This is a genomic window from Candidatus Zixiibacteriota bacterium, from assembly GCA_040756055.1.
Lineage (GTDB): Bacteria > Zixibacteria > MSB-5A5 > GN15 > FEB-12.
Window position 1 is genome coordinate 642,712 of record JBFLZR010000002.1, and the last position, 20,385, is coordinate 663,096.

Genomic DNA, 20,385 nt, shown 5'->3' on the forward strand with positions numbered 1-20,385 from the left:
TTTGACGTTGCGACACAGACATTGCCACTTTTGCGGCGGCGGTGTATATTCAGGCATGCCGATCACGAAAGACATAGCGATTGAAGATCTTGTCGAGGAATTTCCGCAGGCGATAAAATATCTGATGAAACAGGGTATTGTGTGTATTATCTGCGGGGAGCCTATCTGGGGCACGCTCGAAGAGGCCGCCAAGAAAAAAGGCTTCACGGATGAAGACATCGCCAAATTCGTGGAGGATTTGAATAAGCTGGCGTGATAATTTTGTAAGCCAACCCCCTCCGTCTTTGGGTGGCATGCTCAAGCTTGCCTTGGGCATGGCCCAGAGCCTAGCTCCTATTCAAGATCATCCAACCTTCTTTTGAGGCCCTCAGGCATTTCTTCGTCGAAGCTCTTAACCACGGCGGCTTTTTTCCATTTCGAAAGTGACCTGCTCATCATATCGTTAAGCAAACTTTGCATGTAGCTCAAGAAATTGTCCGGCGCATTTCCAAACCTATTATAGACGTAAGAATCTAGGTGGGTAAGGAACTGGCCACACGCTCCTGGATACCACTCGTAGAGAGCTTTGCCCTTCAAATCAGTATTCTGGTTGGCTAGTTCCTCAACCCAATCCGAGAAGTAGGGCTCGAACTCCTTAGTAACTTGATTAACTGAATCTGCGAAATCATACGCTTCATCGGACTTGGAAAAAATCTTCAACAGCCAATCCGATAGTGCATTGCGCGCCGTTACGATCATTGCCCCCGTCGTATGGGTGCTAACTCCAGGTTTGCCTATTACGAATGAACAAATTGCATACGATTCCCTCAAGATGTACACTGTGTCAGGAAGCTTGACCTCGCAATCGCTTTGGATCAAGAAGTTGACAATTTGCCCGCATAATTTCCCTGCCTCCGAGGCCAGTCTTCGCCCGCGCAATATCCCTCTCAGATAGCCAAACATCGCTTAGGTCCCTTTCTTGGATTTGTATTCTAAAAGGACACGTTCAATGTTGTCTTGCGATTAGAGATATGTCAAGAAAATGATTTCACCGCCTACATGTCAATTCCAAACAAAGTTTGAACCTGCCACCCGACCGCAAGTATTTTGAAGGTGGTCACAAATTGTGACCACCTGCTGTTTATCGCGACCCGTAAAAAGTTATGTCACCAAAATACCCTCCCACAACATTTCCTTCCCCTCGACCTTCATTTTGCGTACCTTCAACCCAACATTATGGAACTGTACCTCTACCCGCTGGTCATCGCCGCCGGTTTTCTCGCCGGCTTTATCAACACCTTCGCCGGAAGCGGCTCGCTTATCACCCTTCCCATGCTCATCTTTCTGGGTCTTCCCGCCAACATCGCCAACGGCACCAACCGAATCGCCATCATAATGCAGAACGCGGTCGCTGTCGGAAGTTTCGGTCAGCAGAAAGTGCTCGATGTCCGTCGCGGCGTGATACTTGCTATCCCGGCAGTAATCGGCGCTCTGGTGGGTGCGCAGATTGCGGTGAGCCTCGATGAGATGATGATGCGCCGGGTGATCGGCGTACTTATGCTTGTCATGCTGGTGATAGTGCTGGCAAGGCCGCGACGATGGCTCGAAGGCCGGCCGGAGAGACTGCAAAACCGTCCCGGCTGGATTCAGATGCTGATCTTTTTCGCGATCGGGATTCACGGCGGATTTATTCAGGCCGGGGTTGGTATTTTTCTTCTGGCGGGTCTGGTGCTCAGCGCCGGTTATGAACTGGTGCGAGCCAATGCTGTCAAGCTGCTGATCGTGCTTTGCTTCACTCCGATAGCTCTCGCGGTGTTCATCTACAACGGCCATGTTCAATGGTACGCCGGGTTGATTCTCGGAATCGGCAACATGCTGGGGGCGTGGGTTGCCTCGCGGATGGCTGTGAGGCGCGGGGCTGTTTTCGCCCGATGGATGCTGATCGCGGTGCTGGTGATCGCCTCGGCGTTCCTATTGGGCCTGCGCGACATGATCGGGCTGTGATATTGACGGACAGCCTTCGTCGCTGCTCTCCTGAAACCCCGCTTTCTCCCCCCCACAAATCCCTTACTTGACTTAGATTTTGCACCGGACTATATTGTCTGGCTAAGTTGCGAAAGTGGCGGAACTGGCAGACGCGCTGGACTTAGGATCCAGTGCCGAAAGGCATGGGGGTTCAAATCCCCCCTTTCGCACATGCTGTGCATGTTTTGTTTGTGACCCGCTTTGGCTGAAAAAAACGGCCCAAAAGCAGGCGAAATACCCGTTAACCGGAGCAAAAGAGAGTGAAAGTCGAAATAAAACAACTCGATGGTCTCGTCAGAGAACTTTCGGTCGAGGTACCGGCCGAAACAGTCAACGCCAGAACGGAACAAAAACTCAAAGAAGTCCGCCGCGATGCCTCGTTGAAAGGCTTCCGCAAAGGCAAAGCGCCCATGAACATGATCAAATCCATCTATGGCGAACAGGTCAAGATCGATGTCGCCGAGGATTTGATCAAATCCACCTATCCCGAGGTCGTCAGGGAAAACACCCTCAAAGTTGCCTCCTACCCGCAGGTGACCGACCTGAAGTACGAAGACGACGGCAGCCTGTCCTACACCGCCACGGTGGAAGTTTTCCCGGAGATCGATAAGGTGAATTTCGATGGTCTCACTCTGGTCGGCGAGGATATCGAGGTCAAGGACGACGAAGTTGACGATATAGTCGAGCATCTGCGCAAACGCAGCGCCGAAGTCCGCGCGGTGGAACGCGCCGTCGGGGAAAACGACCTGGTCACGCTCGATATCGAGGTAACATCGGACCCCGGCAAAGTGCTGAGCACCGATCGTTTCGATGGATCCGAGGTCGATTTGAGCAACAAACTGACGGTCAAGGAATTCCGCGAAGCTCTGCCGGGTCTGAAGGCGGGCGATGTGAAAGAGATCGAAGTCAAGTACGACAAAGAGTATCCCGATGAAGTTTTCGCCGGCGCCGAGCTGAAGTACAAATGCACTGTCAAGGCGGTCAAAGAGAGAATTCTGCCGGAATTGAACGACGCCTTCGCCAAATCGACCGGTCAGGCCGAGACGGCTCTGGAGCTGAGGATAAAGATTCGCGAGCGGCTCACCCGCCAGAAAACCGATGACCGCAACCGTGGCTTCAAACATCAGGTTATAGAGCAGATGGCTGAAAAAAACCAGGTGCCGTTGCCGAATTCTATTGTGCAGGAATATCTGGACAACGTGATCGAGAATTTCAAAAAGCAGTATGGCGAGGGCGATGATTTCAACGAAGCGGAGGTTCGCAAGAATTATCAGCCGATGGCTGAGACCAACCTCCGCTGGAACATGCTCTTGCACCAACTGGCCAAACAAGAAAAGATTGAAGTTTTATCTTCAGATACCGAAAATTTGATTAACAGGGTCGCTGAGAACTACAAAACGACTCCGGAGAAGGCCCGCGAGGCGCTTCAGCAGTCCGGAAATATAGCCGATCTCCGCGAATCCATTCTGGAAGATAAGGTTATAGACTTTCTGGTGAGCAAAGCCAGCGTCAAAAAGCCCGACAAATAACTGTTGTCGTATAACTTAAGGGCGAAGAAAAACGACTAAAACAAGGATGTAAAGGATTCAGATGAGCGACAAAATCACCTCGAATTTCCTGGTACCTATGGTGGTCGAACAGACCGGCCGTGGGGAACGAGCCTACGACATCTTCTCGCGGCTGCTCAAGGACCGAATCATATTCATCGGCTCGGCCATCGATGACAACGTGGCCAACCTCGTCATAGCCCAGATGTTGTTTCTGGAGGCCGAGGATCCGGAGAAGGATATTTTTATCTACATCAACTCGCCGGGCGGTTCGGTTACGGCGGGTATGGCGATTTACGATACCATGCAGTTTATCAAACCCGATGTGGCCACTACGTGCATGGGCATCGCCGCCTCGATGGGCGCGTTCCTTCTCGCGGCCGGCACCAAGGGCAAACGCGCCGCGCTTCCCAACAGCCGCGTGATGATTCATCAGCCGATGGCGGGTACTCAAGGACAGGTGTCCGATATCATCATTATGACTGAAGAGTTCACGAAGACGAAAAAACGTCTGAACGAACTTCTCGTCAAACACACCGGGCAGCCACTCGAGACAATCGAAAAAGATACCGACCGCAACTTTTTCATGGGCCCGCAGGAGGCTCAGAAGTACGGCTTGATAGACAAGGTCTACGAGTCGAAACGGCAGGAGAAAAAATAACATCGCTGTCTGCCGGAGTTATCCGGCTGATTGCGATGTTTGAAGCCAAGAGGTTGGAAGATTATGCCACGTGACCGCGACCTACCCCCCACCGCGCACCGTTGTTCGTTTTGCGGAAAGGCAGCCGGACAGGCCAAACGCCTTTTTTCCGGACACGAGTCGTTTATCTGCGACGAGTGCGTCGAACTTTGCTATGACCTGATTCAGAGCGCGCCCGATGTCAAGCAACCCAAAGAAATAACCGATCTCCCCACCCCCGCTGAAATAAAGGCCTTTCTCGACCAATATGTGATCGGTCAGGAAAAAGCCAAGCGAACTGTCGCCGTGGCGGTCTATAATCACTACAAACGTATCAACGACCAACTTCGCTCCGGCGCCAACGGGTCGTCGATGCGTACCGACGAGGTGGAGCTGGAGAAATCCAACATCCTGATGCTCGGCCCAACCGGCACCGGCAAAACACTCATTGCCCGGTCACTGGCCAAGTTCCTCAAGGTGCCTTTCACGATTGCCGACGCGACCGTGTTGACCGAAGCGGGTTATGTTGGCGAGGATGTCGAGAATATCCTTGTCCGCCTGTATCAGGCCGCCAATTTCAATCAGCCCAAGACCGAGCGGGGAATTATCTATATCGATGAAATCGACAAGATTTCGCGCAAGGACGGCAACCCGTCGATAACGCGCGATGTTTCCGGCGAGGGTGTCCAGCAGGGACTTTTGAAGATCCTCGAGGGCACGGTTGCGAACATTCCGCCCAAAGGCGGCCGCAAGCACCCCGAGCAATCGTTCGTCCAGATAAACACCAACAATATTCTGTTTATCTGCGGCGGGGCTTTCGATGGACTGGAGAATATCATTGCCCGTCGAATCGGCAAAAAAACCGTCGGTTTTGAGGCCGAGAAAATTCATATCAACGCTAAATCCGATGAGATTTTCGAATATGTCATGCCGGCCGACCTGATGAATTACGGGTTGATCCCCGAACTGGTGGGCCGTCTGCCGGTTACCGCCTCGCTTCAGGCGCTCGATGAAAAGGCCCTGTTGTCCATTTTGACCGAGCCCAAAAACGCCCTGACAAAACAGTATATGCGGCTGATGGAGATGGAGGGCGTCAAGCTGACTTTTGAACCCAAGGCGTTGAAAGCCGCTGTCAAGATAGCGCAGGAGCGCAAAACCGGCGCGAGAGCTTTGCGGTCGATTCTTGAAAAGGCGATGCTTGATGTTATGTTTGAGGTTCCGTCAAAGTCCGACATCGCCGAGGTCATTGTCACCGAGAAGACGATAACCGATGGCGAGAAGCCTAAGCTCATAACCACCCGGGAAACCAAAAAAGCCGGTTAACCGGTCCTCCCTTACAATAGAATTCCGACCGGCCGCTTATAGCGGCCGGTTTTTCTTATGCCCGCCCCTTATGAATCTTCTTGACTTGCATCCCCTTTTTTAAAACGTTTTATATCACTCTTAGCCAAAAACAAAGGAAACTGCCGTGTCAGACAAAGTCGATAAATTCAAGAAGGAACGTGAGCGGCTCAACGAGCACATTCTCTCGCGAGACAATATCAATATCAAACGGTTTTTCGGGATCGACACCGCCGTGTATCGTGATGGCGCCCTGGACGCCAAGACCAAGGAGCTGCTCGGCCTGGTAGCATCGCTGGTGCTTAGATGCGATGACTGCATCGCCTACCATCTCATCCAGTCCAGGGATCAGGGGGTGACCGACGAGGAGTTTGACGAAGTGATGTCGGTGGGGCTGGTCGTGGGAGGTTCAATCACCATACCCCACATACGACGGGCTTACGATTTCTGGAAGGAATTGAACAGCTGACCGGCGACATCAATCGTGTCGTGGCGAAAACTAAATAAATTAGTTGTCCCCTGCCTTCGTATATTCTAAGTTGTATAAGATGTGGTGAGGCATGTATCAAAAGGTCATTCCTACCTTCCTCGCTTGAAACTCCGGCCTTCCATGCCTTTAACTAGAGATTATGGATACAAAAGGGTTGGAATCACACGACCATCTGAGCTGGCCGACCACGGCCCCTGAGGCCATCAAGCACCAGACGGAAATGGCCGAAAAGATCGAGATATTCGGCAATTTCGATGATCTCAAATATGTCGCAGCCGTCGATACCGCCTATGGAAAAAACGCCGAAGTCGTTTATGCCGCTGCTGTGGTTTTCGCTTTCCCCGAGATTGTGGAAATTGAACGGTCTTTTCGTTACAACCGGGTGACTTTCCCTTACCAACCGGGTCTGTTTTATTACCGGGAAGGTCCCACCATGCTTGAAGCTCTGGCGCGACTTGAGACTCAACCCGATGTGATCATCGTGCACGGTCACGGCATAGCTCATCCTCGCCGCTGCGGAATCGCCGGGCAGGTAGGCGTGGCGATGGGCAAACCCACCATCGGCTGCGCCCGAAGGCTTCTGGCCGGGACTCATCGGGCGGTATCGGACTTAAAGGGAAGCCAGCAGGCGATAGTCATAAAAGGCAAAGAGGTCGGTTATGCCTACCGAAGTAAGGAACGTGTGAAGCCTATTTTCATTTCGCCGGGGCACCTTTGCAATCTCGAACAGGCGCGCGACATAGTGGTGCGATGCCTGCGCGGCTACCGCGTTCCGGAACCTCTCAGGCTCGCACATCTTTACGCGAATAAATTCAGAAGGCGCACTGAGGCGAAGATGACTCGCACCGACAGCAACACACCACCACAGCTTGGAAGTCCTCAAGCGATGAGGTGATTATATGAGCTTACCTGAGACAACAAAAGACATGATCCTGCGCAAGGCGCGGGAAATTCGCGCCCGGCAGATTCAATGGCGCCGCCATCTCCATCAACACCCGGAATTGTCGGATCAGGAATATGAGACCACAAAGTTCCTCAAGGATAAAGTCAGGGCGATGGGATTGAAGGTTGTCCCGCTGAAAATGAAGTCCGGCCTCATCGCCGAAGCACATGGCAACAATCCCGGCAAAACCGTGGCTATTCGAACCGATATCGACGCCCTGCCGATAACGGAGAAAACCAAACTCCCGTATCAATCGAAAGCCGACGGCATCATGCACGCCTGCGGTCACGATGTTCACATGGCGGTAGCGCTGGGAACGGCCGCGGTGATAAGTTCGCTGAAAAAGGAGTTTGACGGTGCGGTCCGGTTTATCTTTCAGCCCTCGGAAGAGATGCCGCCGGGCGGCGCCCGGCCTATGATTGCCAACGGCGCTTTGAAGGATGTTTCGATGATTTTCGCCTTACATGTCGACCCCCATTTACACACGGGTAGAATTTCGCTGCGGGACGGTGTGGCGATGGGGGCGGTGACGGATTTCAATCTCGTTATACACGGCAAAGGCGGCCACGCGGCGCGACCGCACGATGCCGTTGACGCGATCGCGGCCGCTGCCGAAGTCATAGACTCACTGCAGAAGGTTATTTCACGCGAAATCGACCCGATCAAGCCGGTCGTAATGACGGTTGGGAAGATCGAAGGCGGCACCGCTCGCAACGCCATCTGTGACCGAGTCGAACTTACCGCGACAGCGCGGGCCTTGTCGCAAGATGCTGCCAGGAAGTTACGTACGCTGATAAAGCGAACCGCCGAATCGGTTTGCAAAGCCAGAGGAGCAAAGGCAGAGCTCATGTTCGTGGCCGACTACCCGGTGCTGCGCAATCATCCGCTGGCCAACCGGATTCTGGCCGACAATTTCCAGTCTCTTTTCCGTGGGCATCGTATTGAGCAAACTCCACAGGTGCTCGGTGGAGAAGATTTCGCCTGCTACCTCGAGAAAGTCAAAGGCGCCATGTTTCGCCTTGGAACCATGAACGTCAAGACAGGCGCCAATAAACCGTGGCATTCACCCCAATTCAAAGTCGACGAAGACGCCATGTATTACGGCACGGCCCTCATGGCGGCATCGGCTCTCGATTTTTTAAGGAATAAGTCCAGATGACCCAAATTCGTCTGTCCATAATCGTACTCAGCGTCTGTATTGTTCTCCCTTCCGCGTGCTTTGCATCGATGAACGACGTCGATATGATCACTTACGCCGATTTCACCCGCGTCAACTATATCGCGACATCCATAAGTCATGTCTATTTTGCCACCACCGAGGGCATCATCCGCTACGACAAGTCGATGCGCCAGTGGAATGATCCGCTTACCGGGGCCGAGGGAGTCGATAATCGCGATATCCAGCGCATCTGGTGTGACGTCTTCAATGAGAAGCTCTACATACAGACATCAACCGGCTACCTGGAGTACGATATCCTTTTTGAGCAATGGTACCCCATTTCCGAATTACCATCGCTCAATGTGAATTACGCCCACGTCAGACCACCATCGGTGATGTTCGCTCCGCCGGGCTTGAACTATGCGGCCGAGGGGTATGTCAGCGATATTCATGGCCGCGATTTCCGTTTCAACGATATCGTTGACGACCGGGCGGGCAACCTGTGGATTGGTACCTGGGGATACGGTCCGGCGGTGGCCGACGCCGCTACAGATAACATCGAATTGCTGACCTTCGGTCTGATTCAGAACCGGGTTGACGCTGTTTACGACGACGATGGAGTGCTGTGGATTGGCGGCTCGACGCTGGGAAGTTTTCGTACCGGGATGACCGTCTTCGATACCGAAGAAAACAGTTTCGAACACATAGAGACCGGATGGGAAATCGGTCTGCCCGCCGTGGACGTAAACTGTATCGATGGGGATGATGATTTTGTCTATGTGGGCACGGAGGACGGTCTTTTTGTGTATGACCGTGATGATCGGCGGGTGGCGCGCAGCCTTAGCGGACGTTCGGGCCTGCCGGATGACTATGTCCATAGCGTCTGCGTCGTGGGCGATTCCATCTTCGTAGGCACGGCAAGTGGACTCGCCATGCTCACCTTCAAAGCTGACTCGGTAACATATGTCCAGCCCGGTCAATTTTCCAATGCTGACATTTACGATTTCGAAACCACCGACAGCTCCATCTGGATAGCGTCGTCGAGCGGCGCCTTTCAACTCCACTATGGCAGCGGCAGACTGCAAAAACTCATGGATCCGCACAATGTTCTGTTCGGTCGCGTATTTAAAATCGAAAGGTATGAGACTTCTTTGTGGCTGGCTTCCGATGGCGGCATGGTACGTCTGGACCTGCAGACCGGGGAAACAACGCCTTTCGTTTCGATTTCGTCGGGTAGTCGCGGACGGCCTCTGGCGGTCAACGACCGGATAGCCGCGCTGGCGACCGAACGCGGCGTCACCCTGTATTTCCTCGACCGCGAGGACCATATCTACGAACGGGAGTTCACCAACGCCGACGGATTACCTTCGTATTGGGTCAACTGTCTTTTGCTCGACGGTGACTACCTGTGGATCGGCACCGACCGGGGGCTCACCCGCTTTCTCTGGAACGACCCCGACCGGCTGGATTGATTCCATGAATATCAGTTGCGAGCGATATAAATATTTGTTAGAATGACACCGAACGAGACTCGGGCGCGAATTACACCCGGAACAAAATAGCGATTATGGTAAAGCTTATTTTTGAACACTTCTGGCTCAAAATCACCGCCCTCCTGCTGGGCATCTTCTTGTGGTTCCATGTAGCCACGGAAAAGATATACAATTATCAGTTGATGCTGCCGGTCGAGGAGATCGTGCTGGATCCGGAACTTTCGCTCTGGCAGCCGCCTCCAGAGTCGCTTATGGTGGTGGTGTCGGCCACCGGCAAACAACTTCTCCGTCAAAAGTGGCGGGAAAGCGGGTTGAAAATAACGGCGACTCAATTCAAGCAGGGACGTCACCGGATTGAGTTCACGACCGCCAACACTTCGCTGATTACGCCATCGACCGAGGTATCGCTCGACGAAATACTTCACCCCACCTCGTTCGTGCTCATGATTGACCAACTGGTGGAAAAGAGAGTCCCGGTGGTGCCGGACATAATAACCGAACCGGATGAAGGCTTCGCCCTCGGCGATATTTCCGGCATTACCCCGCCGCAAGTGACTGTGACCGGGCCGCGCTCGGTGGTCAATTCCGTCAATGAGGTTTCGACAGAGGCGAAAGAGCTCCAGGGGTTGCGAAACAATCTCAGCCTGACTCTTCCACTGGCTCTTCCCAAGGGTTATGGTTTGAGTCTCGATCCGGACTCCGTTACACTGACCGTGAGAGTTGTGCCGGTGAAGACGCGGGTATTCGAGGGGATTCCGATCGTTGTTTATAACGCACCTGCCGATAAAAGAATCAGCCATCAGCCATCCTCGATTCGAATTGAACTCACCGGTCCTCCCACCGAAATTGATTTGCTCAACAAAAACGCGTTGATAGCCTCGGCCGATTACGCCAAAGCCGACGGCGGCGGCCGGGCGCCGATCAAAATCGACTGTCCCCTGAAATTCCGCGTCAAAAACGCCTCGGCCGATTCGGTGATAATCACTGTTCAATAGTCTGCTATGCTTGTTCTGGGAATAGAAACCTCTTGTGACGAAACTTCAGCCGCGGTCATCCGCGACGGGCGTGAGATACTGTCGAACATCATCCTTTCGCAGACAATCCACAGCAAATTCGGCGGTGTCGTGCCCGAGGTCGCCAGCCGGGCACATCTCAAAACGATCGTACCCATTTATCAACAGGCGCTAAGTGAGGCAAAGGTGACACTGGCCGACATCGACCTTGTCGCCGCTACGATGGGTCCGGGATTGGTCGGCGCGCTCCTGGTCGGTCTTACTTTCGCCAAGGGCCTGGCCTTCGCCCGCTCGATTCCCTTTGTTGCCGTGAATCATATCGAGGGACACCTGAGCGCCAACTATCTCGAGCATCCCGAAATGGAACAGCAGCATCTCAGCCTTATTGTCTCCGGCGGCCATACTCTGCTCGTACGCGTGAAGAGTTTTGGCGAGTATGAGATACTCGGGCGAACGAAAGACGATGCTGTCGGGGAAGCGTTTGACAAGGTTGCCAAGGTGATGGGACTGGGCTATCCCGGGGGGCACAAACTCGACAAGCTGGCGCAGACAGGAGACGCGTCTTATGTGAAATTCCCCCGGGCGATGCTTAAGGACAAGAGTTACCGTTTCTCATATTCGGGTCTGAAGACCGCGGTGGCGTTATACATCGATAAACTTCCGCGCGACGAATACGAAAGACACAAAGCCGATATTGCCGCCGCATTCCAGGAGGCGGCAGTGGAGGTGTTGGTGGAAAAAACTCTCATGGCGGCATCGCGCCATAAGATTCGCGACATAGCCATCGCCGGCGGTGTGGCCGCCAACAGCCGCCTTCGCTCCATGTTTCAACAGCGATTCGACAGACACGACAGTGACCCAAGATCAAAATCAAAAGGCAGACAGCCGGTCAGCGCCAAACCCCGGTTCAGCCACAGGCTGTTCTGGCCGTCCACGGAATTATGCACCGACAATGCCGCTATGATTGCCGCGGCCGGGTACTACCGGTATCAAAAGAGCGGCCCCGGCGATATGACAGCTAACGCCGTCCCATACCTTCCTCTCGACCGAATGTAGATCTTAAAATCGTCTAACGCAGTTGGGGGTATCGCTCGCGGAGCATTCGAACCTGGCTGGTATCCATGCCGCGACTTATGGCGCGCGGCAACAGACTTGACGCCCGGTCAAATTTGCCCTGGTTGATGTAAATAATGAGCAAATCCTGAATCGGTTTTAGAGGCACATCGCCCATGCAACATCCTTTTTCGAGACAACCGACATACTCCTGGTATCGCCCGGTGGCCTTGTAGGTCATGGCCAGATTCAAGACAGCCGCCACATTTGTCGAGTCCAGTCTTAAAGCTTCGACAGCATGCTCCTCGGCTTCGGCGTAATGACCCAGATAGTAATGAGCGCCGCTCATATTACTGGTCACGGTCGAATTGCCCGGATTGATGCCGTTGGCGATTTCATAGTAGGCGATGGCGCTGTCGTACTGCTTCAAATACAGGTAGGCGCACCCCAGGTTGGAGTAGGCCAGATAATAGCCGGGGTTGATTGACAGAGCCTGACGGAGATATCCTATCGCCTTGCGATATTCGCCGGCGCCGATCAAGTCGGAACCATTCTTATTGAGTTGCCACTCGGGGAAACCATCCACCACATTGTCGAACTCGCTCTGGGCCGCAAGCGTGTCGCCGCGGTCATTGAAATATCCAACCATCACCCAGACACCGGATCTGTTTCTGAGCGGGTCGAGTTCGATGCAGCGGCGCATGCGCCCCACCGAAATTTCGTCGCTCGTCTGGTTATATGCCCGCGAGAATAAAGCCACCAGTCCCAGCGCAATGACCAGCACAGCTATGCTGCCTGCCATCTTGAGGTTGCCGGAATCCTTTAGCAGCATGGAAAAAACGAGGAAAGTGAGCGGTATGGCAAAGAACGCAAAAAGGTCCCAGTCGCGCGGCATACCCAGTTTGGGATCGAACATCACAACCGCCGCCAAAGAGAACACGAGAACCATGAGCAGAAATCGGATCTTGGGCAGCCGCAACGCTCGACGCCCATCAGTCTTCATCAACGCTAACAAAGCGACAGGAAGGCCCGGCAGCAAAAACATCACGAGGTTCAACAGATCCATCAGGTGCGTCACAGAAAACAGCGTGTAACCGTTGAGGGTGAAACGATCACTGAAAAGCGGGACAATAGCAAAGCGAAAATAGTACCTGGTGGAATAGAGATAACTGAAGGCGGCGATGAGAGCCGCGGCCACAACGGACACGATCGCGATTTTAAGAGTCAATGCGGCGTTCGATATTGCTGCCGCAAGACGCGTCCGACGAATCAGAATGTAGCCCGCTGCCGGGATCAACGTCACGCCGAGTACATGAAGAAGCAGCGCCACACCCAGCGGCAAAAGTATCACCCACCGGTTCAACCTTCGGGCCGCTATCCAGACACCCACGGTGCAGAATACACCCACTGTGGCGGCGAACAACGAGTAATTCTCGACATGGCCGAAAAACAAAAGCATATAGCCGCCGGAAACGCCTCCCAGCAGAAACAGGGTTCGATGACGCGACTTATCGACTACCACCTCGGCAGCAGCCGCCACCGAGATGATAAACACGATCCCGGCGACAAAAGAGATTAGGTAAAAAGTTAGAAGCGATGGATCCGGCCCGATGTCGCTCAGCAGTCCATACACGAATCGATTCACAACCACCGCTCCAAAGTTGGTGAACTTGATCAGCGGGTTTTCCTCGGCCAGCATCGATTTTACCAGATACCCGTCACCATCGAAATGAGTCCTGGCGCGGAAGACGTAAAATGACAGTCCCATCACGACTGTCACGGCGCCTGCCACAAGGGGATACGAAACGTCAGAGACCCGGCGTCTTACCGACCATACCAGTGGCGGGACTATTGCGGCAACGACGAGCAGTCCGAGTTGAACCCACCATTCATAATATGCCCAGTGACTGAACCCCCACAACCGGTATTGCGGGAGTAGTGATGCGAGCAGATACAAGACGACAACGAGATAATAGGTTATTGTCGCAAGCAGCCATGCTTGATTGTCGGACTTAGCGCCTGTTGTCATAGCCCCATCTGTGGATATCTTTGACGTATCAGTTCATACTCTTGCTCGGGCATTCCCTTCGCCAGAGCGGTTCTATACTGCGCCGCGGCATGCGAGTACGAACCTCGCGAAACGAAATGATCGCCAAGCTTTTGAAAAACGAAATACGGCGCGTCAGGCCGCGAGGCCAGTTGATAGAGCAAATCGAGATACTCGCGGGTCGCACCACCGAGCTGATAGGTTTGAAGCAACCCGGCATATGTTTGCATGTCGTCAGGGTCGAGGGCTATTGATTTTGTGAATGATTCCTCGGCCCGCCCGTATTGCCTTTCGGCAAGATAAGCCATTCCCAGTTCACGCCAAATCTGCGGGTCATATCGATTGAGCCCCTCGGCTATCTCAAGATTGGCAATGGCGCTGTCGGGATGACCCTGGGCGAGATGACACGATCCCAGGTTCAAATAGGCCGATGCCATAAGGGGGTTATGTTTAATCGCGCCCCGAAAGGCCGCCATAGCCTGATCAGTTCGTCCCTGCTCGCGCAGTCGCAGACCCGTCTGCACCATCTCCCATTCAGGGTAGTGCCTCTCCCACTCGAAATAAAGAAGCGGAGAACGCTCGTAATCACCCCGCTTCCAGAAATAGTCGTGCATTTTCAAAAGCATGAAGATGTTGCGTTTCATATCCAGCATGGCGCTATCGAATGCCCTTGAGGTAGCTATCTGCACGCTCGTCTGTCCCACCGCGCGAGGAACCAGTGACAAAAATCCAAGAGCGACAGCCATCGACACGATAGCCGGGTAGTACCTGACCCTGCGCGCGTTTTTTATCAGTAAATAGTAACCGCCAACCACCAGCGGTATGCCCACAAACGAGAAAAGGTCCCAGTCGCGCGGCATTCCCAGACGCGGATTAAATATCGCCGCCACCGCAACTGTCGACAGCACCATTACCAGAAGGAAAGTATGCGCGGGATTCCTGAAAGATTTGCGGCCGGGCGTCAACAATATGACAATCAGAATTAGCAGCATCGCCGGCAGCGAGAAGAGAATAAGATTGACGATATCCGCCAGATGCTTGGGGGCAAAGAAGGTGTAGCCATCGACAGTGAATCGATTTTTCCACAGGGGCACGAGGGCAAGCCTGAAATAATGAGAAACATTGTAGAAATACCACAGCAGCGCCAACGCCACAACGGCCGCGACAAGCACCATAGTTGTTTTAAAGACAGGACCTCGGTGTGAGAGTTGCCGCCATCCTTTCGTATCGTTCACCAGCAGGTAGAAGGCCGCCGGTGCGAGGGAAACCCCGAACACGTGAAAAAAGATCGCCAGCAAAAGCGGCGGCAGAACAAACCATTTGCTGATCCGGCCGCCTGACGCCATCAGACCGGTAAGCGCGAAAACACCCACGCTGGCGACGAAAAACGAATAGTTCTCCACGTGACCGCAGAAAAGAAGCATATACCCGCCGGATATCATGCCCAATAAAAAGAGGGCGCGATCGGTTGTGCCTTCGAACAATCGGCGTGAGGCGTACGCGATGAACAAACACAGACCGAGTCCCGCCAGACAGGATAATGACTGATACGTGATAAGCGCTTGGTCGGCCCCCCCGCCGCCAATGATATTGTAGAGGGCGCGATGTATCAGTGTCTCACCGAAATTGGACAGCTTCACCACCGGGCTTTCCTCGGCAAGAAGGGTCAGCACCTGGTAACCATCGCCTTCGAAGTGCGTTCGGTCGCGCATGAAGTAGAACAGCACCGCCATTACCAGGATGGCCAACACTGTGGCGATGGTGTAATTCAACCTGAGTTTCCTTCTACTGAGCTGGTACGCCACCAGGGGCAGGATAGCGCCGACCCCAAAAAGGATGACGGGAACTGAATCAGGAAAGTAGGCCCAGTGATTCAATCCCCACAGGCGATACTGTGGAAAAAAGGAAGCTGTCAGAAACGTTGTGAGGGTCAAATAGTAAGCCGCAAAGACAGCTGCCCATAGCTTCTTTTCAGTTACGATTAAGTTGTTCACGACAAAACGATCTTAAAGATTCTGCATTCCCTCGTGATATAATATAACACCCTGTCGGTTTTATAACAAGAGAGATTACATCGGAGTGAATGGATTCGCGCGGCCCATGATTGTCTGTATCACCGGTGCCGATGAAACGCCCTTCGCGCAAGCAAAAGGTCGTGGGCTACAATTTCAGCTGAGGGTAGGTGCGAATGACAGGCTCGAGTTCGTCGCGGGGAAGCCCCTTCTCCAGCGCTATCTGGTACTCCCGTGAAGCATCGTCGAAAAATCTGTGCCGGATATAATAATCACCCAGGAGCTTGAATATCTCAGCCGGTGCGTCATCGAGCGACGCTACCCCCCGGAGGATCTCCAGCTCTTTCTCATCCTGCCCGCTCAGCGAATAGAATTCCGCCAGATTAACGTAGGTCTGCATGTTGGTGCCATCGATCGAAATCGCGGATTCAAAGTGTATCTCCGCCTTGTGAAGATCCCTGACACTCAGGTAGGCGTGCGCCAGATCGTTGTGGATGTGAATATCGTGCGGATTCAAACCGTTGGCGATCTCAAGATAATACACCGCGCTGTCCACCCGGCCAACTGTCAGGTAACACGAACCCAGCCCGTAATACGCCAGCGCCAGGGCGGGGTGTTCCTTGATGGCGCTTTCAAACAGCGGCATCGCCTTGCCACACATGCCATCGGCCTTGAGCTTCAGCCCCGTCTGCACCAGCCCCCATTCGGGGAAATTACCTTCCCAGTCGAAATTGTAGAGTGGCGAGCGTTCGTAGTCAGTGTATTTCCAGCAGTAGTCGTGCATCTGAAAAAGAGCGAACATGTTTTTCTTCTTGTCGAGTTTGGCATAATCGACAGCCTGCCTGAGCGCGATGTCTTTATCCACCTGTCCCGCCACCCGCGCTCCCAGCGAGTACGCGCCCAGCGCTATTGCCAGAATTGCCGCCATGAACGAGATTCTTGACGAAATACCTCGTCGCAGCAGCAGATAAAAAGCGGCGAACACCGTTACGACCGAAGCAAAGGCGAACAGATCCCAATCGCGGGCCATGCCGAGTTTCGGGTCGAGCAGCACGACGGCGGTCAGAGCCGGCAAAAGCAGCAATCCGAAAAAGACTGTCTCCCCCCTGACAAGACTTTGTTTATCCCGCGTGAACCACAGCGCCGCCAGCACCAGCGGAAGGCCAGGGAACAACAGGATGACCAGATTGAAAAGATCCACCAGATGCGGCCACGACAGCAGTGTATATCCCTCGAGTGTAAATCGTCCCTGCCAGAAAGGAACGAAGGCGAGACGGAAAAAGTAGCTGGTCTGATAAAAGAAGAAAAACATGGCGCTGGTGACAGCAACCGCCAGCGATATTATGACGATTTTGATCGGAACTGAAAACCTCGAAAACCTCTCACCCGCGCGGGTACCGGCAGTCAGCAGGTAAATCGCCGACGGTATCAGCATAATCCCGAAAGCGTGAAAAAAAATGCTCAGCATGAGGGGAATCAGCAGATATAAGCGATGGATTCGCCCATTGGAGACCATGATACCGATAAGTGTGTACAACGTCACCGATGGTACGAAGAGCGAGTAATGTTCGGCGTAGCCGAAAAACAAAAGCATGTACCCGCCCGTTAGAAGCCCCAATAAAAAGAGTATCCGCGATTTGAGTTCATCGAACAGTAAACGCGAGGCATAAAGAGCGGTGACTATAAAAGCCGCCCCTCCGATGTACGATACGATCTGGTAGGCGAGCGTTGCCTGTTTTTCCCCACCTTTGCCAATTATGGCGAAAGCCAACTGGTGAGCCATCATCTCGCCAAAATTCCGCATCTTGACTATCGGGCTATCCGAGGCCAGATTCGCTATCAGCGTGTAACCATCGCCCAGAAAATATAGCCTGACCCGCAGCAGATAAAACGAAGCGCCGAACACAACCGCAACGACAGCCGCCCAAAGCCAGAATGATTGATGCCGACGGACATTTTGGCCCCGCGTTTCGCGGCCGAAGAACCTGATTATCGAAGGCGCCAGCAGCGCCGCCGCAAGCGCAGGCAACGCGACGGTTGCCGGAAAATAGGTCCAGAGATTTATCCCCCACAGGCGCGCCTGCGGAAAAAAGTATCCAACGACAAACAGACCTATGACCGAATAGTAACAGGCTTCGATGAAAAGCTGAGATTTGTTTTGAAGCAATGCCCCCACCCTCACTGAGCCCTTTTTACGTTTTTTCTTCCTTGCCTATATGTACGTATAACAGGCGAAGTTGTTGTGCGGTGTCGAAAAGTATTTAGATTTTGTGTTGTGAGATTCAAAGAGATTCGACAATGTGTGCTGAATGCAAAGAAAAAGGGTGGATAAACCACCCTATAATCGGAACAAAACTGTTTCGCTAAAGACGATTAACCATAAACCTCGGCGTTGTTGCATTTGCACACGCCAACGTTCTGGGCGCGGAATTTCCAGGCTCCGTTCTCGCCTTTGACAGCCTTGACATGTTTGACAAACTGCAAAGTCTCGTTACAGACCGGGCATGTCATGGCATGAGCCTTTTTTGAGGACTTATCCGCAAAGCTTTGTTTCTTAGCCATTTGAGAAAACCTCCTCGATGTCTATTTCATCCGCGGTTAAAGGTCGAGCCAATTTCTCTTTCACTTTCACCAGAAGCCGTGTGGTCTCCAAGTAGAGTTTGAATTCCTTGTCCTCTCCGAAGAAAGGCGCGGCGATTTCAAACTGCTCGAGCGCCGTTGTGTAATCCTTGCGTTTCAGCGCCAGTAGAGCACCGCAGTAAGCTTTTTCGCCACCGCTAAGCATCTAACGCACCTTCCTTAAGGATTGTTTCGGCTTCTTTGAGTTTCTTTACGTACGGTTCGACCTTGTAACCGTTTTGCTTGAGGTAATATATGATAAAGGCGGACAAAATCAAGGCATCTTTATTGCGTTGAAGTTTCGCCGCCTTGAGGAGGTCATCGGCAACCGACAACAAATGCTGTTTCCCCTGGCAATAATCTTTGTAAATCGCCGTTAGTCGCTCTAACTTGTTGTCAAACATAATAATAGTGTCTTTGGGAACTATCGGCAAGGATGGAGCTTTGGTCTCCGGACCGCGTTTGAGCACCAGTTTGGGCGAGGTTTTGGGTTGGGCCTCAGACCAACGGTCAATCTCGGTGCGAATCTTGTCCTCAGCGGGAGAGGATTCATTGGATACCCGGAGCTCTTTTTTGAACTCACCCAGTATCCCCGTAATCCGCTGAACATCGGCCGTCCCCAGACTACTATCGGTCAACCATCGGTTGTGCGTGGCAAACCAGTCACCCATCTGATCGGTGATGTCCGTCCCGAGACGGGACATGCGGGCGATGTCATCGAGACGGTTTATCCCTTCGAGAACCGACAGTCTTTCTTCCTTGGATTTCACCACTCGCTCGAGGAATGACTCCAGAAGAGTCTCGAGGGATTTCAATGTCTCCTGCTGACTCAATTCTTATCCAACTCCAGAAATGTGCTTTTCATGCGATTCTCGGCCGGACGCGCTGATGATCTCTCTGTCAGGTATTCTTCGAACAACCCGGCCAACCGGTTAACCATACCTTCGATATCTTTCGTGCCGGTCCCTCTGGGAACATCGGCTTTCGTAATTAGGCCTGCCAGCTTCAACTGAGCAAGCTTTTTTAGCGTTTCGTGGCGATCGTCCGGGGTTGCCCGGCAGATGTCGCTGATCGAACGGTGACCATCGACCAACGCCATCACGTTCCACTCCTGCGCCTGAAGACTCACCTGCCGCGAGCGTCCCCCCTGCGTCGCCGATATCGTGTAGACCTCATCGAGATCCGTGAAGGTTTCGTTGACCAGGTTCATTTCGTCGATGCGCCGAAGTCCCTCGAGGATGACATTCTCCACCGACAACCTCACGGTAATCTCTTCTTCGGTGGGAAACTGGTTCTCGTAAAATTTGAACGAACCGGTGCGCCATGATAGGAGCGAAAACAGAAGTTCTTCTATCTGTTTGGTCACGACTTTTTCAAGATCGGCCCGGTCGATAAATCCTCGTGTGGTTAGTATTTCGCCGAGTCTTTTGCTGTTTTCGGTCTTGGCCTGAATCGCCACCGCTTCTTCAAGCTGCTCGCCTGTGATTACCCGCTTGTCCCTGAGGAGTTGTCCAAGGTGGAAAGTCTGACGAGGACCATAGCCGTAGATTATCTCTCCCTCTTTGAAGTAAACCATGACGATGGAATCGTCCTTTTGAATCCCCAGCGTTCCTGATTTACGGCTCGATGCAATCAGTTGGAAGATTTCCGGCAGTGTGAATTTCTCTATATTTCCCTGTAATCCTAATTCCATGTAAGCTCCCTAATAACCTCTCCGACAATTCAAAAAATGCCACTCGTTTTAGTTACTGAAAGACAATCAAATATGGGGAACCAAATATTGCCTCTGTCAAAACAACGATGTAGTAATAGGTTACCCTCACCTATTTTCGCAGCCTAAAAATACCGCAAACTACATCGACTGTCAACATTGAATTGCGACAACTGACATTTTGTTGGGTGTTTTCGGTACTGTTGGGCACTTTAATGTTGTCTTTAAGCCGATGCGGCTGTTTATAATCTATTACGATTCCTCAAGGTTATTA

At 52.8% G+C, this 20,385-nt stretch carries 19 protein-coding genes and 1 tRNA gene; 12 read left to right on the forward strand and 8 right to left on the reverse strand.

The genetic code is table 11. The features are described from left to right. Nucleotides 1-55 precede the first annotated feature (55 nt). On the forward strand, nucleotides 56-256 hold the full coding sequence (locus AB1483_06055) for a DUF1858 domain-containing protein (protein MEW6412024.1): 201 nt from the start codon (nucleotides 56-58) through the stop codon (nucleotides 254-256). A gap of 77 nt (nucleotides 257-333) precedes the next feature. Here AB1483_06055 and AB1483_06060 read toward each other — a convergent pair whose 3' ends face one another. Beyond that, entirely contained in the window at nucleotides 334-699 is a 366-nt protein-coding gene (locus AB1483_06060; GenBank protein MEW6412025.1) for a hypothetical protein, read from the reverse strand. Nucleotides 700-1,215: 516 nt separating this feature from the next. On the opposite strand from AB1483_06060, the gene AB1483_06065 reads away from it, so the two are divergent. The 11 genes from AB1483_06065 to tsaD all read left to right on the forward strand — a co-directional run bounded on the left by AB1483_06065 (nucleotide 1,216) and on the right by tsaD (nucleotide 11,725). Beyond that, nucleotides 1,216-1,983: a sulfite exporter TauE/SafE family protein gene (locus tag AB1483_06065; GenBank protein MEW6412026.1), complete on the forward strand. Its 768-nt coding sequence runs from the start codon at nucleotides 1,216-1,218 to the stop codon at nucleotides 1,981-1,983. Nucleotides 1,984-2,092: 109 nt separating this feature from the next. Then, nucleotides 2,093-2,174, forward strand: a tRNA-Leu gene (locus tag AB1483_06070). 90 nt (nucleotides 2,175-2,264) lie between these two features. Further along, complete coding sequence (gene tig, locus AB1483_06075) at nucleotides 2,265-3,533, forward strand: trigger factor (protein MEW6412027.1); 1,269 nt, start codon at nucleotides 2,265-2,267, stop codon at nucleotides 3,531-3,533. Nucleotides 3,534-3,594: 61 nt separating this feature from the next. After that, nucleotides 3,595-4,212 carry an ATP-dependent Clp endopeptidase proteolytic subunit ClpP gene (gene clpP, locus AB1483_06080; protein ID MEW6412028.1) on the forward strand — a complete coding sequence of 206 codons (618 nt, stop codon included), beginning with the start codon at nucleotides 3,595-3,597 and terminating at the stop codon, nucleotides 4,210-4,212. A 63-nt stretch (nucleotides 4,213-4,275) separates the two neighbouring features. Then, a complete protein-coding gene (clpX, locus tag AB1483_06085; protein MEW6412029.1) occupies nucleotides 4,276-5,553 on the forward strand; it encodes an ATP-dependent Clp protease ATP-binding subunit ClpX in 1,278 nt (425 codons plus the stop codon). A gap of 145 nt (nucleotides 5,554-5,698) precedes the next feature. Beyond that, nucleotides 5,699-6,040, forward strand: a complete 342-nt coding sequence (locus AB1483_06090) for a carboxymuconolactone decarboxylase family protein (protein MEW6412030.1) — start codon at nucleotides 5,699-5,701, stop codon at nucleotides 6,038-6,040. A 160-nt stretch (nucleotides 6,041-6,200) separates the two neighbouring features. Continuing rightward, the gene (locus AB1483_06095) at nucleotides 6,201-6,956 is read left to right on the forward strand and encodes an endonuclease V (GenBank protein MEW6412031.1); all 756 of its coding nucleotides are present in this window, start codon (nucleotides 6,201-6,203) and stop codon (nucleotides 6,954-6,956) included. A gap of 4 nt (nucleotides 6,957-6,960) precedes the next feature. Beyond that, on the forward strand, nucleotides 6,961-8,163 hold the full coding sequence (locus AB1483_06100) for a M20 family metallopeptidase (GenBank protein MEW6412032.1): 1,203 nt from the start codon (nucleotides 6,961-6,963) through the stop codon (nucleotides 8,161-8,163). Next, on the forward strand, nucleotides 8,160-9,635 hold the full coding sequence (locus AB1483_06105; GenBank protein ID MEW6412033.1) for a two-component regulator propeller domain-containing protein: 1,476 nt from the start codon (nucleotides 8,160-8,162) through the stop codon (nucleotides 9,633-9,635). Before AB1483_06100 ends, AB1483_06105 begins: the two co-directional genes overlap by 4 nt. Nucleotides 9,636-9,730: 95 nt before the next feature. Continuing rightward, entirely contained in the window at nucleotides 9,731-10,651 is a 921-nt protein-coding gene (locus AB1483_06110; protein ID MEW6412034.1) for a CdaR family protein, read from the forward strand. Nucleotides 10,652-10,657: 6 nt separating this feature from the next. Then, nucleotides 10,658-11,725: a tRNA (adenosine(37)-N6)-threonylcarbamoyltransferase complex transferase subunit TsaD gene (tsaD, locus tag AB1483_06115; protein MEW6412035.1), complete on the forward strand. Its 1,068-nt coding sequence runs from the start codon at nucleotides 10,658-10,660 to the stop codon at nucleotides 11,723-11,725. Between the two features lie 13 nt (nucleotides 11,726-11,738). Here tsaD and AB1483_06120 read toward each other — a convergent pair whose 3' ends face one another. The 7 genes from AB1483_06120 to AB1483_06150 form a co-directional block, all read right to left on the reverse strand. Then, a complete protein-coding gene (locus AB1483_06120) occupies nucleotides 11,739-13,751 on the reverse strand; it encodes a tetratricopeptide repeat protein (protein MEW6412036.1) in 2,013 nt (670 codons plus the stop codon). Beyond that, the gene (locus AB1483_06125) at nucleotides 13,748-15,763 is read right to left on the reverse strand and encodes a tetratricopeptide repeat protein (protein ID MEW6412037.1); all 2,016 of its coding nucleotides are present in this window, start codon (nucleotides 15,761-15,763) and stop codon (nucleotides 13,748-13,750) included. The genes AB1483_06120 and AB1483_06125 overlap by 4 nt, the downstream gene beginning before the upstream one ends. A 166-nt stretch (nucleotides 15,764-15,929) precedes the next feature. After that, nucleotides 15,930-17,948, reverse strand: a complete 2,019-nt coding sequence (locus AB1483_06130; GenBank protein MEW6412038.1) for a tetratricopeptide repeat protein — start codon at nucleotides 17,946-17,948, stop codon at nucleotides 15,930-15,932. A 206-nt stretch (nucleotides 17,949-18,154) separates the two neighbouring features. Beyond that, the gene (locus AB1483_06135) at nucleotides 18,155-18,343 is read right to left on the reverse strand and encodes a hypothetical protein (protein MEW6412039.1); all 189 of its coding nucleotides are present in this window, start codon (nucleotides 18,341-18,343) and stop codon (nucleotides 18,155-18,157) included. Next, nucleotides 18,336-18,566, reverse strand: a complete 231-nt coding sequence (locus tag AB1483_06140) for a hypothetical protein (protein ID MEW6412040.1) — start codon at nucleotides 18,564-18,566, stop codon at nucleotides 18,336-18,338. Before AB1483_06140 ends, AB1483_06135 begins: the two co-directional genes overlap by 8 nt. Beyond that, nucleotides 18,559-19,215 carry a hypothetical protein gene (locus tag AB1483_06145; protein MEW6412041.1) on the reverse strand — a complete coding sequence of 219 codons (657 nt, stop codon included), beginning with the start codon at nucleotides 19,213-19,215 and terminating at the stop codon, nucleotides 18,559-18,561. Before AB1483_06145 ends, AB1483_06140 begins: the two co-directional genes overlap by 8 nt. Nucleotides 19,216-19,229: 14 nt before the next feature. Further along, on the reverse strand, nucleotides 19,230-20,093 hold the full coding sequence (locus AB1483_06150; protein ID MEW6412042.1) for a DUF4388 domain-containing protein: 864 nt from the start codon (nucleotides 20,091-20,093) through the stop codon (nucleotides 19,230-19,232). Nucleotides 20,094-20,385 lie beyond the last annotated feature (292 nt).